The organism is Burkholderia sp. LS-044 (assembly GCF_004803625.1).
In the GTDB taxonomy this organism is placed as follows: Bacteria; Pseudomonadota; Gammaproteobacteria; order Burkholderiales; family Burkholderiaceae; genus Burkholderia; species Burkholderia cepacia.
The window spans coordinates 801,003-822,339 of sequence record NZ_SSWO01000001.1 but is presented as its reverse complement, the minus strand read 5'-3'; the positions used below and the strand labels follow the sequence as shown (position 1 = coordinate 822,339).

Genomic DNA, 21,337 nt, shown 5'->3' with positions numbered 1-21,337 from the left:
CCCCCATGAAAGCATCGGATCTGTTCGTGAAGGCGCTGGAAGCCGAAGGCGTCGAGTACGTGTTCGGCATTCCCGGCGAAGAAAACCTCGATCTGCTCGAATCGCTGCGGCGATCGAAGATCAAGCTCGTGCTGACCCGGCACGAGCAGGCGGCCGGGTTCATGGCCGCCACCTACGGCCGCCTGACGGGCCGTACCGGCGTGTGTATCGCCACGCTCGGGCCCGGCGCGACGAACTTCGTGACGGCCGCCGCGTATGCGCAGCTCGGCGGGATGCCGATGCTGATGATCACCGGGCAGAAGCCGATCAAGTCCAGCAAGCAGGGCCACTTCCAGATCGTCGACGTGGTCGACATGATGCAGCCGCTCACGAAGTTCACGCGGCAGATCGTGTCGATCGGCAACATCCCGTCGGCCGTGCGCGAGGCGTTCCGCCGCGCGGAGGAGGAGCGTCCGGGCGCCGCGCACCTCGAGCTGCCGGAAGACATCGCGCACGAGGAGGGCGACGGCAAGCCGATCCCGCGCAGCTACAGCCGGCGGCCGGTGGCGGAGGAAAAGGCGATCGCGCATGCGGTCGACGCGATCCAGGCCGCGCGCCATCCGCTGCTGATGATCGGTGCGGGCGGCAACCGCAAGACCACCTGCAAGATGCTGCTCGAATTCGTCGACAAGACGGGCATCCCGTTCTTCACGACGCAGATGGGCAAGGGCGTGATCGACGAGACGCACCCGCTGTGGCTCGGCAACGCGACGCTGTCCGACGGCGATTTCGTCCACCGCGCGATCGAGCATGCGGACTGCATCATCAACGTCGGCCACGACGTGATCGAGAAGCCGCCGTTCTTCATGCGTACCGACGACAAGACCGTGATCCACGTGAACTTCCTCGGCGCGCAGGTCGATCCCGTCTACTTCCCGCAGATCGAGGTGGTCGGCGACATCGCGAACGCGGTGTGGCAGATGAAGGAGGCGCTCACGCCGCAGCCGCACTGGGATTTCTCGCGCTTCACGATGATCAAGGCGCATTTCGACGCCCATCTGGAGAAGGGCCAGCACGATCCGCGCTTCCCGATGTACCCGGTGCGGATCGTCAACGATCTTTACAACGCGCTGCCGGTCGACGGCATCGTCTGTCTCGACAACGGGATGTACAAGATCTGGTTCGCGCGCTACTGGCGCGCGCACGAGCCGAATTCCCTGCTGCTCGACAACGCACTCGCGTCGATGGGCGCCGGCCTGCCGTCGGCGATCGCGACGAAGATCGTGCACCCGCAGCGCAAGGTGATCGCCGTGTGCGGCGACGGCGGCTTCATGATGAATTCGCAGGAGCTCGAAACGGCGGTGCGGCTGAAGCTCGACCTCGTCGTGATGATCCTGCGCGACGATGCCTTCGGGATGATCCGCTGGAAGCAGGAGAACATGAATTTCCCCGATTTCGCGATGACGCTGCAGAACCCCGATTTCGTGTCGTATGCGCAAAGCTACGGCGCGCACGGGCACCGCGTCGAATCGGCCGACGATCTCGAGCCGCTGCTGCGCGAGTGTTTCTCGACGCCGGGCGTGCACGTGATCGACGTGCCGATCGACTATTCGGACAACGAGCGCGTGCTGAACCGCGAGATCAAGCGCCTGTCGGCGCAACTCTGAATGTCCCGTCCACAGGAAGGAGTCGTTCCATGTTGAAGGAAACCTATCCGTACTACCTCGCCAACGAAGCCGTCTACGCGAACACCGATCTGGACGTGACGGACAAGTTCAGCGGCAAGGTCGCGACGCGCGTCGCGCTGGCCGACGCGAAGGCCATCGATGCGGCGATCGGCGCGGCGGTCGCCGCCGCGAAGCCGATGCGCGAGCTGCCGGCCTACAAGCGGCAGGCCGTGCTCGACCATTGCGTCGCGCGTTTTCGCGAGCGCTTCGACGAGCTGGCCGAGGCGCTGTGCATCGAGGCCGGCAAGCCGATCAACGATTCGAAGGGCGAAGTGACGCGGCTGATCGACACGTTCCGCGTGGCGTCCGAGGAGTCGGTGCGCATCGACGGCGAGATCATCAACCTCGAGATCTCCGCGCGCGCGCAGGGCTATACGGGCTACACGAAGCGCGTGCCGGTCGGCCCGTGCTCGTTCATCTCGCCGTTCAACTTCCCGCTGAACCTCGCCGCGCACAAGGTCGCGCCCGCGCTCGCGGCCGGCTGTCCGTTCGTGCTGAAGCCCGCGAGCCGCACGCCGATCGGCGCGCTGATCATCGGCGAGGTACTCGCCGAAACCGACTTGCCGAAGGGCGCATTCTCGGTGCTGCCCGCGCATCGCGACGGCGCCGACCTGTTCACGACCGACGAGCGTTTCAAGCTGCTGTCGTTCACGGGGTCGCCGGCCGTCGGCTGGGCGCTGAAGGAGAAGGCCGGCAAGAAGAAAGTCGTGCTTGAGCTCGGCGGCAACGCGGCCGCGATCGTCGATGCGGATCAACGCGACCGGCTCGACTACGTGGTCGAGCGCCTCGCGTTCGGCGCGTACTACCAGTCGGGCCAGAGCTGCATCGGCGTGCAGCGGATCCTCGTCCATGCCGATCTGTACGACGCGCTGCGCGAGAAGCTGATCGCAAAGACGCGTTCGCTGAAGATGGGCGATCCGAAGGATCCGTCGACGTTCGTCGGGCCGATGATTTCCGAATCCGAATCGCGCCGGCTGTCGGGATGGATGGACGCGGCCGTCGCGGCGGGCGCGAAGATCGTTGCGGGCGGCAAGGTCGACGGCGCGATGTTCGAAGCGACGCTGCTGGAAAACGTCGGGCACGAGCAGGACCTGTACCGGAAGGAGGCGTTCGGCCCCGTCGCGATCCTCGAGAAGTTCGACCGGTTCGACGATGCGCTCGCCCGCGTGAACGACAGCGACTTCGGGCTGCAGGCCGGCGTGTTCACCGATTCGCTCACGCATGCGCAGCGCGCGTGGGACGAGCTGGAGGTCGGCGGCGTCGTGATCAACGACGTGCCGTCGTTCCGCGTCGACAACATGCCGTACGGGGGCGTGAAGGATTCGGGCCTCGGCCGCGAAGGGATCCGCTACGCGATCGAGGACATGACCGAGCCGCGGCTGATGGTCGTGCGGCGCCGGTAACGCGGGGCGGGATGCGCGGTGCCGCGACGGCACGCGGGCGGGCGCAAGGCCGGCCCGCGTGCCGTTTTTCATGGCGTCGCGCGCAGCGGGCCGGCGCCGGGCCCCGCCGGGCCCGTATCGTGCCCGAGTGGCGTCGCGTGGCGGGCTGCCGGAACGCGCTCGACTACGGGACTCGCCTCGTGATGTAATCGCGCGAAACTGCCGACCGGGGTACGACGCCGGAAAGCGCGAATTCATTCTTCATGAGGTCGATTCATGTCTCCCGTCTCGGCATTCAAGCTGGTTTTGTTGTCATTTCTCGCGATCGTCGCGCTCGAATGCGTCGCCAAGCGGCTGCGGCTGCCGCCCGCGGCCGCGCTGCTGATCGGCGGCATCGGCATCGCGTTCATCCCCGGCCTGCCGCCGATCGATCTCGATCCCGAACTGGTGCTGCTGGTGTTCCTGCCGCCGCTGCTGATGGACGGCGCGTACTTCTCGGTGTGGGAGGAGTTCAAGCGCAACGTCGGCGGCATCCTGCTGCTGGCGATCGGCGCGGTCGTGTTCACGACGTTCGCGGTCGGCTTCGCCGTGCACTGGGTGGCGCCGTCGCTGCCGTGGGCCGCGTGCTTCGCGCTCGGCGCGATCGTGTCGCCACCCGACGCCGTTGCGGCGAAGGCCGTGCTCGAACGCGTCGCGCTGCCGCGCCGGCTGATGGTGCTGCTCGAAGGCGAGAGCCTGCTGAACGATGCGGCCGGCCTCGTGCTGTTCCGCTTCGCGGTCGCGGCCGCGCTCACCGGCGCGTTCAGCCTCGAGCACGCGGTCGTGCGCTTCGCGGAGCTCGGGCTCGGCGGCGTGGCGATCGGCTTCGTGGTCGGCAAGCTCGTCGTGTGGTTCCTGAAGCAGCTCGACGACGACTATCTCGTGATCACCGTCGCGGTGATCACCGGCTGGATCGCCTATATCGCGGGTGAAATGGTCGAGGTATCCGGCGTGATCGCCACCGTCACGGCCGGCATGATCGTCGGCTGGCATCAGCACGAGGTGTTCTCGGCGGCCGTGCGCACGCGCGGCACCGCGTTCTGGCAGGTCATCGTGTTCCTGCTCGAAGCGATGGTGTTCGTGTTGATCGGGCTGTCGCTGCGCGGCGCGATCCACCGGCTCGGCGGCTTCGAGCAGGTGCTCGCGACGATGGTGCCGCCGATGTTCGCGGTGCTGGCGGCGGTGATCGTGTCGCGCTTCGTGTGGATCTACGCGGTCGAGGCGCTGAAGTGGCCGGTGCGCGGGATCGCGCGGCGCGGCGAGGCGCCGGACTGGAAGGCCGCGACGATCATGAGCTGGGCCGGGATGCGCGGCGTCGTCACGCTGGCGATCGCGCTGTCGCTGCCCGAGGCGATGCCCGGCCGCGACGTGATCCTGGTCGCGTCGTTCGCGGTGATCCTCGTCACCGTGCTGCTGCAGGGCACGACGATCGGGCCGCTGATCCGGCTGCTGCGCCTGCCGCAGCGCGAAGAGCGCGCGGCGCACCACCTGACCGAGCCGCAGACGTGGGCGTACGTCGAGGCCGCGCAACTCGCGGCGATCCAGCCGCTCGTGCGCGACGAGAACGGGGTCGTGATCCATCCGCGCCTGCTCGAGCAGTACACGTATCGCGCGGAATTGACCGAACGGGCGAAGGACGAGCCGGCGTACCCGGCGGAAGTGCGCACCGCGCACTACGACGTCGTGCTGGCCGCGATCAGGGCCGGGCGCGCCGAATTGTTGCGCCTGCACCGTTCGGGCCGCATCCACGACGAAATGCTGCACGCGCTCGAACGCGACCTCGACCTGCAGGAAGTGTCCGCGCAGCACGCGCGCGGATAAGGCTGCACGGCACCGTCATGCCGTCATCCGGCGGCCGGTGCCGGCCGACCGGAAGCGCGCATGGGCAGATCGTTGCCCGGCGCGCTTTTTTTCTTCCTCGCGCCCGCCGATTCGGCGCATTTCCATCCGGCCCCAAATGAGGCGGACAACCAGCCTTGCAGCGCATGCAAACCTTATGGCGCCGGTCTCGCAAACGTTATCGTCTTTCGAATCCGGAAATGATCTGATTTAACTGATTCCGTCTCTTTCTGCATATTTGGCAAAACTAAACCGGAAGGAGATAGATGCTGTGTTCTAATTTCATTTAGAATCAGCCGGTTATGTTTATTGAGAGAAAGGATGCGGAGGTAATGCGGCCGCCAACGGGGAGAAATCGGCGTCCGGAGCCCTGCAAGGCCAATGCCGACAGGCCAAATCGGCGGAATCGGGCGGTTTTTTCAACCGCCGAATTAAGATAGCGTCCCAAGTCTGATAAACAACTCCTATGAAAGAATCGATTGGAGAATCGGCGTTTGAAACTGTATTTATGAAAGAATCGAGCGTTGATAATGCCTCGGATTGTCTTGAATCGGGGTTATCGGTCCTTCTCGTCGACGATCAACCGTTCGTCGGCGAGGTGATCCGCCGCGCTTTGCGCAGCGAACACGACATCGACCTGCACGTGTGCACCGACGCGCACCGGGCGATGGCGGTCGCGCGCGACGTGAAGCCGACGGTCATCCTGCAGGATCTCGTGATGCCGGAGATCGACGGCCTCGATCTCGTCCGTGCGTGGCGCGCGGACGCCGGCACGGCTCGCGTGCCGATCATCGTGCTGTCCGCGAAGGAGGAGCCGATCGTCAAGCGCGAGGCGTTCATCGCCGGCGCGAACGACTATCTGGTGAAGCTCCCCGACGCGATGGAGCTGGCCGCACGGATCCGCTATCACTCGAATTCGTACCTGATGTCCCGGCAGCGCGACGAGGCGCTCGACTTCCTGTCGCACGACATGCGTTCGCCGCAGACGTCGATCCTCGCGCTGCTCGACGTCTACCGCGCCGAGCACGGCGAGATGCCGGCGATCATGGAACGCATTGCCGGCCATGCGCGGCGCGCGCTCGCGCTTGCCGACGGCTTCATCCACCTGACCCGCGCGCGGTCCGAGCGCCGCGCGCACGAGGTCGTGAGCCTCAACGAGATCGTGCTCGACGCCGTCGACCAGCTGTGGGAGAAGGCGGCCGGGCTCGGCAGCCGGGTCACCGCGCACGTGCCCGATACCGAGTGCGTGACGATGGGCGACCGCATGATGCTGACGCGCGCGGTCGCGAACCTGATCGACAACGGGCTGAAGTACGGCCCGGCCGGCACGGACGTGCACTGCACGCTGAGCGGCGAGGACGGTGCATGGCTGATCGGCGTCGAGGATACCGGCGCGGGAATCGCGCCGGAGCAACGCACGGCCGCGACCGAGTCGTTCGTGCAGCTCGAGACCGCGCATGGCGCGGCGCGCGGCGGCTTCGGCCTCGGGCTCGCGTTCGTCCGCGCGACGGCGGCGCGGCATCGCGGCCAGATCCTGATGCGCAATACGGCGCGCGGCTTCATGGTCGCGCTTCGGCTGCCGGCGCAAGCGGAGCGGTGATTTCGCGGCGCGGCCTGCCGGCGCCGCGCCGCCTGCAAGCCCTGATGCGCTCGTGGCGCGCCGTCCGGCGCGCAGGCGGGCGCGGATTTTTTCAACGCTGATATTAGAAAGCCCATAACGAACATGGCCACCGTGACGCCCCGCGCGACCAATGAAAGCCTGCATCCGACGATCGGCGCTGCCCGGCTGACGCTCGGCAATCGCATCCTGCTCAGCTTCGGCGTGCTGTTCGTGCTGATGCTGGTGACAGCCGGCGTGTCCTACGAGCGATTGCGTGCGATCAACAGCGAAGCCGTCAGCATCGAGCGCGATTCGCTGCCCGGCGTCTACCTCGCGTCGTCGCTGCGCGGCGCAGTGAATGAATCGTTCATGCTGCTGCAGCAGGCGACGTTCGTCGAGACCGATCCCGAAAGCGTCCAGCGCGATCTCGCGAAGATCGCCGAAGTGGCGAAGGACATCGATTCGTTGTCGGTCGAGTACCAGAACTCGATATTTCGCGACGACGACCGGCAGCGCTTCGCGACCTTCCGGGGCACCTACGACCACTACCTGCCGCTGCTGAACGAAGCGGTGCAGCGGCACCGTCAATCGCATGACGACGCGGTCGCCGGGTATGTGAAGGTGCAGCCCGCATGGGCCGAGGTCGTGCGCAATGCGAATATTCTCGTGCAGGAAAACCGCAAGTTCGCCGATCAGTCGGCGAAGCTGATCCGTGAATCCGTGCAGGACACCGAGGTGGTGCTCGCGACCGCACTGGCGATCATGCTGCTGTCCGCGCTCGGGTTCGGCTACATGCTGTACCGTTCGGTCACCGTCCCGATGGCGCGGCTCGTCGAGGTACACGACGTGATGCGTACCGGCAACCTGACGCGCCGCCTCGACCTGCGCCGCCGCGACGAATTCGGCACGCTCGAGACGGGCTTCAACCGGATGGCCGACGAACTGACCGAGCTCGTCGCGCGTGCGCAGCAGTCGTCGCTGCAGGTGACGACGTCGGTCGCCGAGATCGCGGCGACGTCGCGCGAGCAGCAGGCGACCGCGAACGAAACCGCGGCGACGACGACCGAGATCGGCGCGACCTCGCGCGAAATCTTCGCGACGTCGCGCGACCTGGTGCGCACGATGAACGAAGTGGCCGGCGTGGCGGAGCAGTCGGCCACACTCGCGGGCGTGAGCCAGAGCGGGCTCACGCGGATGGGCGAGACGATGCGCAGCGTGATGGACGCGGCCGGCTCGGTGAACGCGAAGCTCGCGATCCTCAACGAGAAGGCGCTGAACATCAACCAGGTGGTCGCGACCATCACCAAGGTGGCCGACCAGACCAACCTGCTGTCGCTGAACGCCGCGATCGAGGCCGAGAAGGCCGGCGAATACGGCCGCGGCTTCGCGGTCGTCGCGACCGAGATCCGCCGCCTCGCCGACCAGACGGCGGTCGCGACCTACGATATCGAGCAGACGGTGAAGGAGATCCAGTCGGCGGTATCGGCGGGCGTGATGGGGATGGACAAGTTCTCCGAGGAAGTGCGCAGGGGGATGCTCGACGTGCAGCAGGTCGGCGGGCAGCTGTCGCAGATCATCGCCGAGGTGCAGACGCTCTCGCCGCGCTTCCAGATGGTCAACGAAGGGATGCAGACGCAGGCGAACGGCGCGGAGCAGATCACGCAGGCGCTGTCGCAGCTGTCGGAGGCCGCGCAGCAGACGGCCGAGTCGCTGCGCCAGTCGTCGCAGGCGATCGACGACCTGACGCTCGTCGCGAACCAGTTGCGCACCAGCGTGTCGCGCTTCAAGGTCGACGCGTGATGCGCGCGGACACGCAGAACGGCGCGCATGCGCTGTTCCTGATGTTCGAGCTCGACGGCGAACGCTATGCGCTCGACGCGGCCGGCATCGACGAGGTGCTGCCGCTCGCGGTCACGAAAGCCGTGCCCGGCGCACCCGAATGGATTGCCGGGCTGCTGATGCGCGGCGGCCAGCCGGTGCCGGTGATCGACGTGCCGATGCTGGCGCTCGGGCGCCGCGCGCATGCGCTGCGCTCGACGCGGCTCGTGATGGTCCGCTACCGGGCGCACGAGGCGGGCGGCGAGCGCACGATCGGGCTGATCGTCGAGCGTGCGACGCAGACGATGCGGATCGACCGCGCGGCGTTTCGCGCGAGCGGCATCTCGACCGCGCGCACGCGCTGGCTCGGGCCCGTCGCGAATACGCCCGACGGCGTCGTGCAGCAAGTATCGGTTGCCGACCTGATCGACGACGTTGCACGCCTGTATCTGTTCGACGACGGCCTGCCGGGCCACGGGGGAGAGTCCGCATGAAAGAGTCCGAATCGCGATTTCGCGGCTGGCTGCTGCGCGAGACCGGCATCGACCCCGATTCGCTCGGCAACGATTTCCTGACCCGCGCGCTGACGGAGCGCGTGCACGCGCTGCAGGCGGACGGCGAGCGCCTGTCGTCGGCGGCGCGGCCGCCCGTGACGCAGGACGCGCTCGACGCCTACTGGCAGCAGCTCAACGCGTCGGCCGACGAACGGCGTGCGCTGATCGAGCTGTTCGTCGTGCCCGAGACCTGGTTCTTCCGCGACCGCGAGGCCTTCGCGACGCTCGCGCGGCTCGCGGCCGACCGGCTCGCGGCGCTGCCCGGCCGCGTGATCCGCGTGCTGAGCGCGCCGTGCTCGACGGGCGAGGAACCGTTTTCGGCGGCGATGGCGCTGCTCGACGCGGGGCTCGACCCGGCCAGTTTCACGATCGACGCGATCGACCTCAGCACGCGCGCGATCGAGCAGGCGCGGCTCGGCTGTTACGGGCGCAACGCGTTCCGCGGCACCGCGACGGAGTTTCGCGCGCGGCACTTCACGCCGACCCGCGAGGGCTGGCTGCTCGACGAGCGCGTGCGCGCCTGTGTGCAGTTCAGTCAGGCGAACCTCGTCGAACCGGCGGCGGACACGGGCCTTCGCTACGATTTCGTGTTCTGCCGCAACGTGCTGATCTACTTCGATCGCGACGCGCAGGATCGCGTGATCCGCGCGCTCGGCGAGCGTCTTGCCGACGACGGCGTGCTGTTCGTCGGGCCGGCCGAGACGGGGGTCGCGATGCGGCACGGGATGCGCTCGGCGCGCGTGCCGCTGGCATTCGCGTTTCATCGCGAGCCCGCCGGCGCGGCGCCCGATGCCTATGCGGCCCGGCCGGCGGCGCCGCTGTCCGTGGCGGCGGCGCCGTACCGGCGCGCGGAGCGTTTCACGGTCGCGCCGCCCGCGGCGACACGCCCGGTGCTGGCGGTCGCGCCGCCGGCCTGGCTCGGCGACGCACGCGAGCCGTTCGCGGCAGCGCCGCCGGCCATGCATGCGGCCGCGTTCGACGCGCGGGCCGATCTGCCGGCAGCGGCGGCCGAACCGGTTGCGCCTGTTGCAACGGTCGCACCGGTGGCCGAAGGCCCCGCGCCGACGCTGGAAGACGCACAGGCGCTGGCGAATGCCGGCGCGTTCGACGAGGCCGAGCGCGTGCTCGCGCAGTTCTCGGCGCGCGTCGGGCCGCACGCCGATGCGTTCTACCTGAACGGGCTGATCGCGGATGCGCGCGGGCGCGCATCGGAAGCCGGCGACTTCTACAGGAAGGCGCTGTACCTGCGGCCCACGCATCACGAAGCGCTGACCCATCTCGCGACGCTGCTCGACGTCGGCGGCGATCGTGCGGGCGCGCAATGGCTGCTCGAGCGTGCACGGCGCTCGGCCGGCTGACAAGACTACGGGTTGGGGACCGACACCGCGATGACCAGAGGAATTCATGAACCGCGCCGCCGCTGCCATTGACGAGACGACGATCGACGTCGACGATTGCTGGAACCGGATCGGCACGCGCGGCGACCGCACGTGCGAGCGACTGAACGAGTGCCTGCGCTGCCTGAACTGCCCGGTGTACGCGTATCACGCGGCGAAGCTGCTCGAGCGCCCGCTCGACGGGGCGGAGATGGCCGACGCCACGCGCCGGATGAGCGCGCCCGGCACGCCCCACGTGCGCGACGCCGACGCCGATACGCGCCATGCGGCGCTGGCGTTCCGCGTGGCCGACGAATGGCTCGCGCTGCCGATTGGCGTGCTGCGCGAGATCGCCGGCACGCGCCCGATCCATTCGCTGCCGCATCGCCGCAATTCAGCCGTGCGCGGCGTGGTCAACATCCGCGGCACGCTGCGCATCGCGATCTCGATCGGCGCGCTGCTCGGACTCGATGTCGGCAAGGGCGGCAAGGGCGGTGACGACGGCCGCTTCACGCGGCTGCTGGTCGCCGCGCACCAGGGCGAGCCGGTCGTGTTTCCGGTCGACGAAGTCGAGGGCGTGCTGCGTTTCGGCGCATCCGACTGGGTGCCCGTGCCGGCCACGGTCGGGCGCGCGAGCGCCGGCCTGTCGCGCGGCGTGCTGTCGTGGCGCGGGAAGTCGGTGGGCCTGCTCGACGACGACCGCCTGTTCGACGCAGTCACACGGAGCATGCGATGAGCGGCGATGACGACCTGAGCCACCTGTCGCTGCTCGAGCTGTATCGCGAGGAGACGCGCACGCAGACCCAGGCGCTGTCCGAACGGCTGCTCGCGCTCGAATCGGGCGAGCCCGATTCCGTCGCGCTCGAGGCATGCATGCGCGCCGCGCATTCGCTGAAGGGGGCCGCGCGCATCGTCGGCGTGCCGCTCGGCGTCGACATCGCGGGGCGGATGGAGGAGTGCTTCGTCGCCGCGCAGGCCGGCACGATCGCGCTGACGGCCACGCACGTCGACGTGCTGCTGGCGGGCGTCGATTTGCTGGTGCGCGTCGGCGATCCGCAGGCGCAGCCCGTGACGCAGACGGAGATCGACGTGTTCGCCGCGGCGCTCACGGGTGCCGACGGCGCGCAGACGATGCAGGTGTCGGGCGTCGTCCCGCCGCAGGCGCCGCCGACGGTCGTGCCGTATCGCGAGCACGACGGTGCCGCGAACGAGCCCGTCGGGGCGAGTGCCGCGGTGCCGCCGCTTGCGGTCTCGAGCGCGGTGCCCGATCCGGCCCAGGCCGGCCGCGTGGCCGGCGCCGGCGCGATGCGCCGCGTGCGCGCGGATACGCTGAACCGGCTGCTGAGCCTGTCCGGCGAATCGCTGGTCGAATCGCGCTGGCTCAAGCCGTTCGCCGAATCGATGCTGCGCGTGAAGCGCGCCCAGCGCGACGCAGCCCGCTCGCTCGATTTGATGTATGAACAATTCGCCGACGATCTCGACGCGGGCATGCTCGCGTCGATGAACGAAGTCCGGCACATGCTGAACGACCTGCAGCGCTCGCTCGCCGAGCGCATGGACGAATTCGACCGCTTCGAGCGGCGCAGCACGCATATCGCCGAGCAGCTGTACGACGAGGCGCTGCAATGCCGGATGCGGCCGTTCGGCGACGCGACGCGTGCGTATCCGCGCATCGTCCGCGATCTCGCGCGCTCGCTCGGCAAGCAGGTGCGTTTCTCGATCGTCGGCGAGGGCACGCAGGTCGACCGCGACATCCTCGACCTGCTCGACGCGCCGCTCGGCCACCTGCTGCGCAACGCGATCGACCACGGCGTCGATTCGCCGGAGGCGCGGCGCGCGCGCGGCAAGCCGGCCGAGGCGAGCGTGACGCTGGAGGCGCGCCACAGTGCCGGCTCGCTGCTGGTCAGCGTGATCGACGACGGCCCGGGCGTCGACATGGACGCGCTGCGCGCGGCCGTCGTGCGCCAGCGCCTGACCGACGACGAGACGGCCGCGCGGCTGTCCGATCCCGAACTGCTCGAATTCCTGCTGCTGCCGGGTTTCTCGATGCGCGACGCGGTGACCGACGTGTCGGGCCGCGGCGTCGGCCTCGACGCGGTGCAGGAGATGGTGCGCGGCGTGCGCGGCGCGGTGCGGATCTTCAACGAGCCGGGCGCGGGCATGCGTTTCGTGCTGCAGCTGCCGCTCACGCTGTCGGTGATCCGCAGCCTGCTCGTCGAGGTCGGTGGCGAGCCGTATGCGTTCCCGCTCGCGCACGTGCGCCGCACGCTCGAACTCTCGCACGACGATATCGACGTGCTCGAAGGGCAGCCGCATTTCCCGTTTGACGGCCGGCGCGCGGGCCTCGTCGCCGCGCATCAGCTGCTCGACGCGGGTGAGCCCGACGTCGCGCGCACGAGCACGGCGGTCGTGGTCGTCGGCGGGGAACCCGAGCTGTACGGCGTCGCGGTCGACCGCTTCCTCGGCGAGCGGATGCTCGTCGTGCAGCCGCTCGACAGCCGCCTGCACAAGATCCAGAACATCGCGGCCGGCGCGCTGCTCGAGAACGGCGACCCGGTGCTGATCGTCGACGTCGAGGACCTGATCCGCTCGGTCGACAAGCTCGTGCGCGGCGGGCAGCTCGCGCGGCTCACGCGCGACCCGCAACTGGCGCTGGCCGACCGGCGCCGCCGCGTGCTCGTCGTCGACGATTCGCTGACGGTGCGCGAGCTCGAACGCAAGCTGCTGGAAAAGCGCGGCTACGACGTGACGGTCGCGGTCGACGGGATGGAGGGCTGGAACGCGGTGCGCAGCGATGCGTTCGATCTCGTCGTCACCGACGTCGACATGCCGCGCATGGACGGCATCGAACTCGTCACGCTGATCAAGGGCGATCCGATGCTCAAGCGCGTGCCGGTGATGATCGTGTCGTACAAGGATCGCGACGAGGATCGCCGTCGCGGGCTCGATGCGGGCGCCGACTACTACCTCGCGAAGAGCAGCTTCCACGACGAGGCGCTGCTCGACGCCGTGCACGACCTGATCGGGGACGCGCGAGGATGAACATCGGCATCGTCAACGACTTGCCGCTGGCCGTGGAGGCGCTGCGCCGCGTGATCGCGCTGCGCACCGACCATCGCGTGCTGTGGGTCGCCACCGACGGCGACGAGGCGGTGGATTTCTGCGTCGCGCATCCGCCCGATCTCGTGCTGATGGATCTCGTGATGCCGAAGGTCGACGGGGTCGCGGCGACGCGCCGGATCATGGCGCGCGCGCCCTGCGCGATCCTGATCGTGACGGCGAGCGTCAGCGCGAACACGTCGTCGGTCTACGAGGCGATGGGCGCGGGTGCGCTCGATGCGGTCGACACGCCGACGCTCGCGCTCGGGCTGTCGGCCGACGCGTCGCCGCAGGCGCTGCTCGCGAAGATCGACCAGATCGGCCGGCTGCTCGAAAGCCGTTCCGCGGCGCTCGTGCCGCCGGGGCCGGCGCCCGAGCGCGGCCAGCCGACGCTCGTCGCGATCGGCGCGTCGGCGGGCGGGCCGACCGCGCTGACCGCGCTGCTGCGCGCGCTGCCGGCCGACTTTCCGGCGGCGATCGTGATCGTCCAGCATGTCGACCAGGCGTTCGCGCTCGGGATGGCCGAGTGGCTCGACGGCTATACGCGGCTGCCGGTGCGCGTCGCGCGGCAGGGCAGCGTGCCGCAGGCCGGCGAGGTGCTGCTCGCGGCGACCAACGATCACCTTTACCTGTCGCCGCGCGGCGTGCTCGGTTATACGCGGCATCCGGTCGAGACACCGTACCGGCCGTCGATCGACGTGTTCTTCAACAGCGTCGCCGACGGCTGGCAGGGCGAAGCGTTCGGCGTGCTGCTGACGGGCATGGGGCGCGACGGCGCGCTCGGCCTGAAGGCGATGCGCGCGAAGGGCTGCCACACGATCGCGCAGGACGAAGCGACGAGCGCCGTGTACGGAATGCCGAAGGCGGCCGCCGCGATCGGGGCGGCGTCGGCGATCCTGCCGCTCGAACGGATCGCGCCCCAGCTGATCTCGCGCATCACGCGTCCGCTGCGCGACTGACGGCGTTCAACGGGCCGGCGGCGCCGTCCCATCCCGTTGCGCCGGCGGCCGCATTGCGGGCGGCGCGCACTCGCGTACAATGGCGGCCTGCGGAGATGGCATGCCTCCCTGCGGTCGTACGCGGCGCGTTGCGCACGGTGCGGCCCTCAACCGCCGGTAAGCCCGGCTGATGATGCCTGCGTGTTCCTGGGTCGTCAGGAGGTCGCAGGCCGTCGATGCGGTATTCTGCCGCCCAGGTTTTGATGTTCCGTCGAATCTGGAAATCATGTTCTTCACGACTTCTGCCGATCTTCTCGCGACCGTGCGCTACGTGTGCCGCTGGCTCGCGCTCTCGGCCCTGCTTGGCGCTCTGGCCGGCACGGCTTCCGCCTTGTTCCTGATCGCGCTCGACTGGGCGACCGGCACGCGCGTCGCGCATCCGTGGCTGCTGTGGGGGCTGCCGGCGGCCGGTTTCGCGACCGGCTGGATCTACCATCGCTTCGGCCAGTCCGTCGCGCGCGGCAACAACCTGCTGATCGACGAAATCCACGACCCGAAGGCGCTCGTGCCGAAACGGATGGCGCCGCTCGTGCTCGTCGCGACCGTCGTCACGCACCTGTTCGGCGGCTCGGCCGGCCGCGAGGGCACGGCCGTGCAGATGGGCGGCGCGCTCGCCGATCGCGTCACGCACGTGTTCCGTCTCGATCGCGAACATCGCCGCGTGCTGCTGATGGGCGGCATCGCGGCCGGTTTCGCATCGGTGTTCGGCACGCCGCTCGCGGGCGCCGTGTTCGGGCTCGAGGTGCTGGCGATCGGGCGCGTGCGGTACGACGCGCTGCTGACCTGTGTCGCATCCGCGATCGTCGCGGATGTCGTCTGCCGCGCGTGGGGTGTGCATCACACGGCCTATGCGATTCCGTTCGTGCCGGCCGTGTCGGCGACGGGGCTGGCCGTGACGGTCGTCGCGGGCGTGGCGTTCGGCGTGGTCGGGCGGCTGTTCGCGTTCGCGACGCATGCGCTGACCGCGTGGTTCCGCCGCGTCATCCGTTATGCACCGCTGCAGCCGGTGCTCGGCGGCCTGCTGGTCGCCGCGGCTGCCGCCGCGTTGAACGTGCCGCAGTATCTCGGCCTCGGAATCCCGACGATCGAGGCCGCGTTTCACGGCCCGTTGCCGCTCTACGACTTCGCGGGCAAGTTCGCGTTCACCGTCGTCACGCTCGCGTCGGGGTTCAAGGGCGGCGAAGTGACGCCGCTGTTCTACATCGGCGCGACGCTCGGCAACGCGCTCGGCCAGGTGCTGGCGCTGCCGGTGCCCGTGCTCGCGGGGCTCGGCTTCGTCGCGGTGTTCGCGGGCGCGGCCAACACGCCGATCGCGTCGACGATCATGGCGATCGAACTGTTCGGGGCGGATATCGGCGTGTATGCGATCGTCGCGTGTGTCGTTGCGTATCTGTTCTCGGGGCACGCTGGGATTTATCGCGCGCAGCGCGTGGCGGTGGGCAAGGGTGCGCAGGCCGAAGCCGAATGATGCGGGCGAGGCAATGCGTCGCGGTGCTTGCGGGAGGGGGAAGGTGTCGTTGCTGGTACATCTGATCGGCCCGGGCGGCGCCGGCAAGACCACGGTCGGCGCGATCGTCGCGGAGCGCCTGAACTGGCGGTTCGTCGATGTGGATCGATGTTTCCTGGCGGAGCACGGGAACATCGCCGATTTCATCCGGGAGCGCGGTTATGCCGAATATGCGTCGCACAACGTCCGGCTGTACGAGCAACTCAAGCGTGACCTGTCGGCGCCTGCGATCTGCGCGGTGTCGTCCGGGTTCATGCTGTATCCGGACGATGTCGCGCCGGCCTATCCGGCACTTCGCCGTGACATCGAGGAGGACGGCTTGACCGCGCTCCTGTTGCCTTCGTTCGATCTCGAACGCTGCGCGAAAACGGTCGTGGCCCGGCAAATGTCCCGGCCTTATCTGAACGCGAACGAAGCCGACGAGATGCGCAAGATCCGCGACCGGTTTCCCGCCTTCATGCGCTTGAACTGCAGGCGGTTCTCGAGCGACGGCACGCCCGACCGCGTGGCGGGCGATATCGAACGCTTCATCGTGGCGTCGATGCCGTCGAGTGAACACGATCCGTGTCCGGTCGCGGGCGGCGGCCCGACGCATCCATGCGGCACCCGCGGTGCCAGAAACCGGGAGCACGACATTCGATGACGCTGGAAGACTTTCTGATCGAAGCGCGGCGCCTTGCCAGGCCATGCCGTCAATATCGCTTCGCGAGTGGCGGGGAACCCGTCACCGGCTACTGGCATGGCGTTGAAGCAGGCGCGCCGTGCGTCTCCGTCGAGCGGGACGGCACCTGGCTGAACGTGTATCTCGACGAGGGCGGGACATCGGGCCGCGCGGAAACCGCCGCGCAACCCGTCCGGTCGGACCGCCCGCTGTGCCGATCCGACGCTACGTCGCTCCCGCCGGTCGAAGCGGTGTTCCGCTTCGGCTCAGCCGCGATCGACGCCTATCTCGACGCGCACGGCTGGCAACGCGACTGGGGATTCAACAGCAACTTCAAGGGCATCGCGGCGCACGACTACGAGCGTGAGTGGATGGCGCAATGCCCGCTCTACACGGGCGGGGCGGTCGCCGTCGCGGGCGGGTGGAACATGCGCTGGCCCGACGACGACGAACCGGTCGATCTCGATCTCGTCCTCTGGACGTTCGAGGAAGCGGAGCCGTGGGTCGAGGTGTTTTGCGACGGCGACCGGTACTCGGTGATCCAGCGGATCACCTAGCGCGCCGGCAACCGTTACTGCTTCGGCAGGCGCGCGACATGGCGCGCCAGCAATTCCTCGATATCGATGCCCTTTTCGGCCAGCAACGCCGTGACGACACCGTTCAGTTCGCCGAGCGTTTCCTTGACCGATTCCCGGATCGTGTCCACGACCACCTGCGTGCTGCGCTCGATCTCGATGTTGACCGTGTCGTTGACGCCCTTCGCATCGAAGGTCGTCGCGCGACGCGTTTCGGGAATCAGCCAGACATCGAACCAGCCTTCGTCGCGGTTGACGTCGGACACCGTCAGGCTGCAGCCGTTGATCGCGATATAGCCCTTCGCGAACACGTACCGCTTGAATGCGTCCGGCACGCCGATGCGCACCATCCGGTTATGCTCGGACGATGCGATGTGCCGGATGGTCCCGGTGAAGTCGACATGGCCGGACAGCGGATGCCCGCCGATCTCCGCGCCGTCCTTCGCGGCCCGCTCCACGTTGATCCGCGCGCCTGTCGTGAGGTCGGCCAGCGTGGTGATTTTCAGGCTCGGCAGCATCACGTCGAAGTCGATCAGTTCCGGCGAATGGATGGTCGTCACCGTCAGGCAGACGCCGTCGACCGAGACGCTGGCGCCGATCTCGATGTCGTCGGTAAACCGTTCCGGGAATTCGATGCTGAAGGTTCTCAGTTCCCCGTGGTCGGCGATGGTCTTGATGGTGGCAACGCCCTGGACAATTCCTGTAAACATGGTCGATCCCTTGTCGCAAACTTGCTGGCCCACATGATAAGGGATACCGGAAGAGGCGGCCTGGCGGCGCGCGGCTTGCGGAGGGGCGGGCGGAATTCGCGGCCGAAAAAAGGCCGTGCACCTGGCACGGCCTCGATCCGGATCCATTTGTCGACGCGTGCCGGCGGTGATGACCGCACCACCGGCGCGCGTCGCGCCTTTCTTGCGTCACGCCTCGGCCGGCTCGCCGAGCGGCCCGGCATGATTGTCCGCCGTGCGCCGCGGCGAATCGGCGAGCCCCTTCGCGAGTTCCAGCGCCTGCCGCTCGAACAGCCGGCGATAGATGCCGCCGTCGATGCGGATCAGCGCGTCGTGGCTGCCTTCCTCGATCACCTTGCCGCGGTCGAGCACCAGCAGCCGGTCGAGCGCGCGCACGGTCGACAGCCGGTGTGCGACCACCAGCGTCGTGCGACCGACCATCAGCCGCTCCATCGCCTGCTGGATCAGCAGCTCGCTTTCGCTGTCGAGGCTCGACGTGGCTTCGTCGAGGATCAGGATCGGCGCATCGGCGAGGAACGCGCGCGCGATCGCGACCCGCTGGCGTTCGCCGCCCGACAGCTTGATCCCGCGTTCGCCGACCAGCGTGTCATAGCCGTCCGGCAGCGCGGCGATGAAGTCGTGCGCGCTGGCGAGCCGCGCGGCGCGCTCGATGTCGGCCCGGCTCGCGTCGGGGCGTGCATACGCGATGTTCTCGGCGAGCGTGCGGTGGAACAGCACGGGCTCCTGCTGGACGATCGCGATCTGGCTGCGCAGCGAATCCTGCCGGACCTGCGCGATGTCCTGGCCGTCGATCGTGATGCGGCCGCCCGACACGTCGTACAGGCGCTGGATCAGCTTGATGAACGTCGTCTTGCCCGACCCCGAGTGGCCGACGAGGCCCACCCGCTCGCCCGGCGCGATGCGCATCGAGAAATCGTCGTACAGCGGCACCGGATGGTTGCCGTAGCGGAACGTCACGTGCTCGAAGCGGATCTCGCCTTGCCCGATCCGGATGGCCGGCGCGCCGGGACGATCGTCGATGCCGAGCGGCTGGCGTTCGAGCGCGACGAGTTCTTCCATGTCGTTGACCGAGCGCTGCAGGTTGCGGATGTGCATGCCGACGTCGCGCAGGTAGCCCTGCAGCATGAAGAACATCGTCAGCGCGAATGCGATGTCGCCGACGCTCGCCTCGTCGTTCGCCCACAGCCGCAGCGCGACGCCGATCATCGCGGCCTGCATCGCGACGAGCATCGCGCCCTGCAACCCGCCGTTGAGCGTGCCGCGCACCCACGTGCGGCGCGTGCGTTGCCGCCACTTGCCGATCACGCGGGCGAGCCGCGCTTCCTCGCGCGTTTCCGCGCCGAACGCCTTCACGACCGCGTTGCAGCTCACGGCATCGGCGAGCGCGCCGCCCATGCGCGTATCCCACAGGTTGCCGAGCCGGGCGGCCGGCGCGACGATGCCGAGCGACACCGCAACCGTCACCGTGATGTACAGCAGCGAACCCGCGCCGACGACGAGCCCCATCACGGGCCAGTGCGTGCCGAGCAGCACGGTCGCGCCGACGAGCATCGTGACCGACGGCAACAGCGCGATCAGCACCGTGTCGTTCAGCAGGTCGAGCGCCCAGATGCCGCGCGTGATCTTGCGCACGGTCGAGCCCGCGAAGCTGTTCGCGTGCCAGTCGGTCGAGAAGCGCTGCACGCGATGGAACGATGCGGCCGCGATCTCGCTCATCATCTTCAGCGTGAGCGTGATGATGTTCAGGTAGACGCCTTGTCGCAGCACCGTCGCGCCGAGGCCGAGCGCGGCGAGTGTGCCGAACGCGACGAGGGCTGCATGCCACGCGGCGGCGCGGTCGGTCAGGCCGGTCGACAGCGCGTCGACGAGGCGGCCGGCGAACAGCGGCGTGAGCACGTCGGCGAGCGCGGCGAGCAGCGCGAGGCTCGCGACCGTGGCGGTGCGGGCCGGCTGCTTGCGCCAGTAACGGAAGGTGAAGCCGAAGACGGCCTGGAATGCCTGGCCGCCCAGAAGGGTGGTTTTTCTGGTCATTTATCGTTGCCCGGCGCATCGCGCGACGGGGCTTTCCGGTTGGGCGAACATCGAAAACGCAACAGCCGGGCCGCGCGGAAACCGTGCGGCGAAACGAAACGGGCTGTCGGGAAACGGCGCGGCTGACGGGTTAGTGGAAAACTCGGGAGCCGGCGCGGACGGCGGGCTGGATCAGCTGCGCCGTGGGACCACGTTCGGGAAGGTTGCTGGCATTCGGAACATCTGCACCTCCCCTGAAGTGAACGGTTGAAAGGACGCCGAAAAGACGTGGAAAGATTCTATCAGCAGTGCCGCGCGCCCCGCAACGTCTGACGAATGCGGCGTTGCAGCGTCGATACGGTTAGTATTCAGGGCTTCGGCCCTGCTTTTGCGGGCCTTCCACAGTGCGGCAGCGCAGGGGCCGGCACACGCATCGATTACACTTCGACGTTTGCGGCGCACCGCGCCGCGGCCCTCGCAGATTCACCACGATACATTCCTGAGGAAACGATGAGCGACGTTCAGCAAGGCATCCTGACCCCGATCGATACGGCGGCCCGATACCTCACTTTCACGATGTCGAACGACGGCAATGTGGCGGCGGCGCTGGCCGCGTTGCGCGAGATCGTCGACGGACGCGACACGGTCGTCGGGTTCGGACATGCGCTGGCGGCGCACCTCGGGCACCCGGTGCCGGGCCTGACCGGATTCCCGGCGTTCGCGGTGAAGGACCGCACGCTGCCGGCGACGCCGGCCGACGTGTGGGTCTGGCTGCGCGGCGGCGATCGCGGCGAGATCGTGCTGCGCGCGCGGGCGATCGAACGCGCGCTGGCGCCGGCGTTCGCGTTGCAGGATGCGGTCGACGGTTTCCGCTATTCGAACGATCGCGACCTGTCCGGCTACGAGGACGGCACCGAGAACCCCGAAGGCGACGAAGCCGTGGCCGCGGCGATCGTGACCGGGCAGGGCGCGGGGCTCGACGGTGCGAGCTTCGTCGCGGTCCAGCAATGGCTGCACGACTTCGAGCAGATGGAGCGCATTCCGTCGGGCGACATGGACAACATCATCGGGCGCCGCCGCTCGGACAATGAAGAACTCGACGACGCACCCGAGTTCGCGCACGTGAAGCGTACCGCGCAGGAAAGCTTCGAGCCCGAAGCGTTCATGCTGCGCCGTTCGTCGCCGTGGTCGGACGCGCGCCGCGCGGGGCTCTACTTCGTGGCGTTCGGCTGCTCGTTCCGCGCGTTCGACGTGCAGATGCGCCGGATGAGCGGCGCGGAAGACGGGATCGTCGACGGCCTGTTCCGCTTCACGCGGCCGCTGACGGGCGCGTATTTCTGGTGCCCGCCGATGAAGGACGGCAAGCTCGACCTGTCCGCGCTCGGACTGTAAGCGCCTGACGGGATCGACGAACGGGGGGCCGC

General features: G+C 68.5%; 16 protein-coding genes and 1 riboswitch. Of the genes, 14 read left to right on the top strand and 2 right to left on the bottom strand.

What is annotated here, in order from left to right:
• The first annotated feature begins 5 nt into the window (after positions 1 to 5).
• The 13 genes from E9536_RS03695 (at position 6) to E9536_RS03630 (ending at position 17,136) form a co-directional block, all read left to right on the top strand.
• Entirely contained in the window at positions 6 to 1,646 is a 1,641-nt protein-coding gene (locus E9536_RS03695) for an acetolactate synthase large subunit (RefSeq protein WP_136469284.1), read from the top strand.
• A 29-nt stretch (positions 1,647 to 1,675) separates the two neighbouring features.
• Positions 1,676 to 3,109: an aldehyde dehydrogenase family protein gene (locus E9536_RS03690; RefSeq protein WP_136469283.1), complete on the top strand. Its 1,434-nt coding sequence runs from the start codon at positions 1,676 to 1,678 to the stop codon at positions 3,107 to 3,109.
• Positions 3,110 to 3,364: 255 nt separating this feature from the next.
• Complete coding sequence (locus tag E9536_RS03685) at positions 3,365 to 4,948, top strand: Na+/H+ antiporter (RefSeq protein ID WP_027790994.1); 1,584 nt, start codon at positions 3,365 to 3,367, stop codon at positions 4,946 to 4,948.
• A gap of 484 nt (positions 4,949 to 5,432) precedes the next feature.
• Positions 5,433 to 6,566 carry a hybrid sensor histidine kinase/response regulator gene (locus E9536_RS03680; protein WP_027790995.1) on the top strand — a complete coding sequence of 378 codons (1,134 nt, stop codon included), beginning with the start codon at positions 5,433 to 5,435 and terminating at the stop codon, positions 6,564 to 6,566.
• Between the two features lie 123 nt (positions 6,567 to 6,689).
• Positions 6,690 to 8,366 (top strand): methyl-accepting chemotaxis protein, encoded by a 1,677-nt coding sequence (locus tag E9536_RS03670; RefSeq protein ID WP_060194941.1) that lies wholly within the window; start codon positions 6,690 to 6,692, stop codon positions 8,364 to 8,366.
• On the top strand, positions 8,363 to 8,878 hold the full coding sequence (locus tag E9536_RS03665) for a chemotaxis protein CheW (RefSeq protein ID WP_060083384.1): 516 nt from the start codon (positions 8,363 to 8,365) through the stop codon (positions 8,876 to 8,878). The genes E9536_RS03670 and E9536_RS03665 overlap by 4 nt, the downstream gene beginning before the upstream one ends.
• The gene (locus tag E9536_RS03660) at positions 8,875 to 10,296 is read left to right on the top strand and encodes a CheR family methyltransferase (RefSeq protein WP_027790998.1); all 1,422 of its coding nucleotides are present in this window, start codon (positions 8,875 to 8,877) and stop codon (positions 10,294 to 10,296) included. The genes E9536_RS03665 and E9536_RS03660 overlap by 4 nt, the downstream gene beginning before the upstream one ends.
• A gap of 46 nt (positions 10,297 to 10,342) precedes the next feature.
• Positions 10,343 to 11,050: a chemotaxis protein CheW gene (locus E9536_RS03655; RefSeq protein WP_027790999.1), complete on the top strand. Its 708-nt coding sequence runs from the start codon at positions 10,343 to 10,345 to the stop codon at positions 11,048 to 11,050.
• Positions 11,047 to 13,356, top strand: a complete 2,310-nt coding sequence (locus E9536_RS03650; RefSeq protein ID WP_027791000.1) for a hybrid sensor histidine kinase/response regulator — start codon at positions 11,047 to 11,049, stop codon at positions 13,354 to 13,356. Before E9536_RS03655 ends, E9536_RS03650 begins: the two co-directional genes overlap by 4 nt.
• A complete protein-coding gene (locus E9536_RS03645) occupies positions 13,353 to 14,372 on the top strand; it encodes a chemotaxis response regulator protein-glutamate methylesterase (RefSeq protein WP_027791001.1) in 1,020 nt (339 codons plus the stop codon). Before E9536_RS03650 ends, E9536_RS03645 begins: the two co-directional genes overlap by 4 nt.
• An 82-nt stretch (positions 14,373 to 14,454) precedes the next feature.
• A riboswitch (Fluoride riboswitch) is annotated at positions 14,455 to 14,558 on the top strand.
• Positions 14,559 to 14,637: 79 nt separating this feature from the next.
• Entirely contained in the window at positions 14,638 to 15,879 is a 1,242-nt protein-coding gene (locus tag E9536_RS03640; RefSeq protein ID WP_136469282.1) for a voltage-gated chloride channel family protein, read from the top strand.
• A complete protein-coding gene (locus E9536_RS03635) occupies positions 15,857 to 16,561 on the top strand; it encodes a shikimate kinase (protein ID WP_247873407.1) in 705 nt (234 codons plus the stop codon). Before E9536_RS03640 ends, E9536_RS03635 begins: the two co-directional genes overlap by 23 nt.
• Positions 16,558 to 17,136, top strand: coding sequence for a hypothetical protein (locus E9536_RS03630; protein ID WP_136469281.1), 579 nt, complete (start codon positions 16,558 to 16,560; stop codon positions 17,134 to 17,136). Before E9536_RS03635 ends, E9536_RS03630 begins: the two co-directional genes overlap by 4 nt.
• A gap of 14 nt (positions 17,137 to 17,150) precedes the next feature.
• Here E9536_RS03630 and E9536_RS03625 read toward each other — a convergent pair whose 3' ends face one another.
• The gene (locus tag E9536_RS03625) at positions 17,151 to 17,864 is read right to left on the bottom strand and encodes a riboflavin synthase (RefSeq protein ID WP_027791004.1); all 714 of its coding nucleotides are present in this window, start codon (positions 17,862 to 17,864) and stop codon (positions 17,151 to 17,153) included.
• Positions 17,865 to 18,071: 207 nt separating this feature from the next.
• On the bottom strand, positions 18,072 to 19,934 hold the full coding sequence (locus tag E9536_RS03620; protein WP_091920085.1) for an ABC transporter ATP-binding protein: 1,863 nt from the start codon (positions 19,932 to 19,934) through the stop codon (positions 18,072 to 18,074).
• Positions 19,935 to 20,423: 489 nt separating this feature from the next.
• Between E9536_RS03620 and E9536_RS03610 the strand changes: the two genes are divergently transcribed.
• Positions 20,424 to 21,305 carry a Dyp-type peroxidase gene (locus E9536_RS03610; RefSeq protein WP_124544201.1) on the top strand — a complete coding sequence of 294 codons (882 nt, stop codon included), beginning with the start codon at positions 20,424 to 20,426 and terminating at the stop codon, positions 21,303 to 21,305.
• The last annotated feature ends 32 nt before the right edge of the window (positions 21,306 to 21,337 follow it).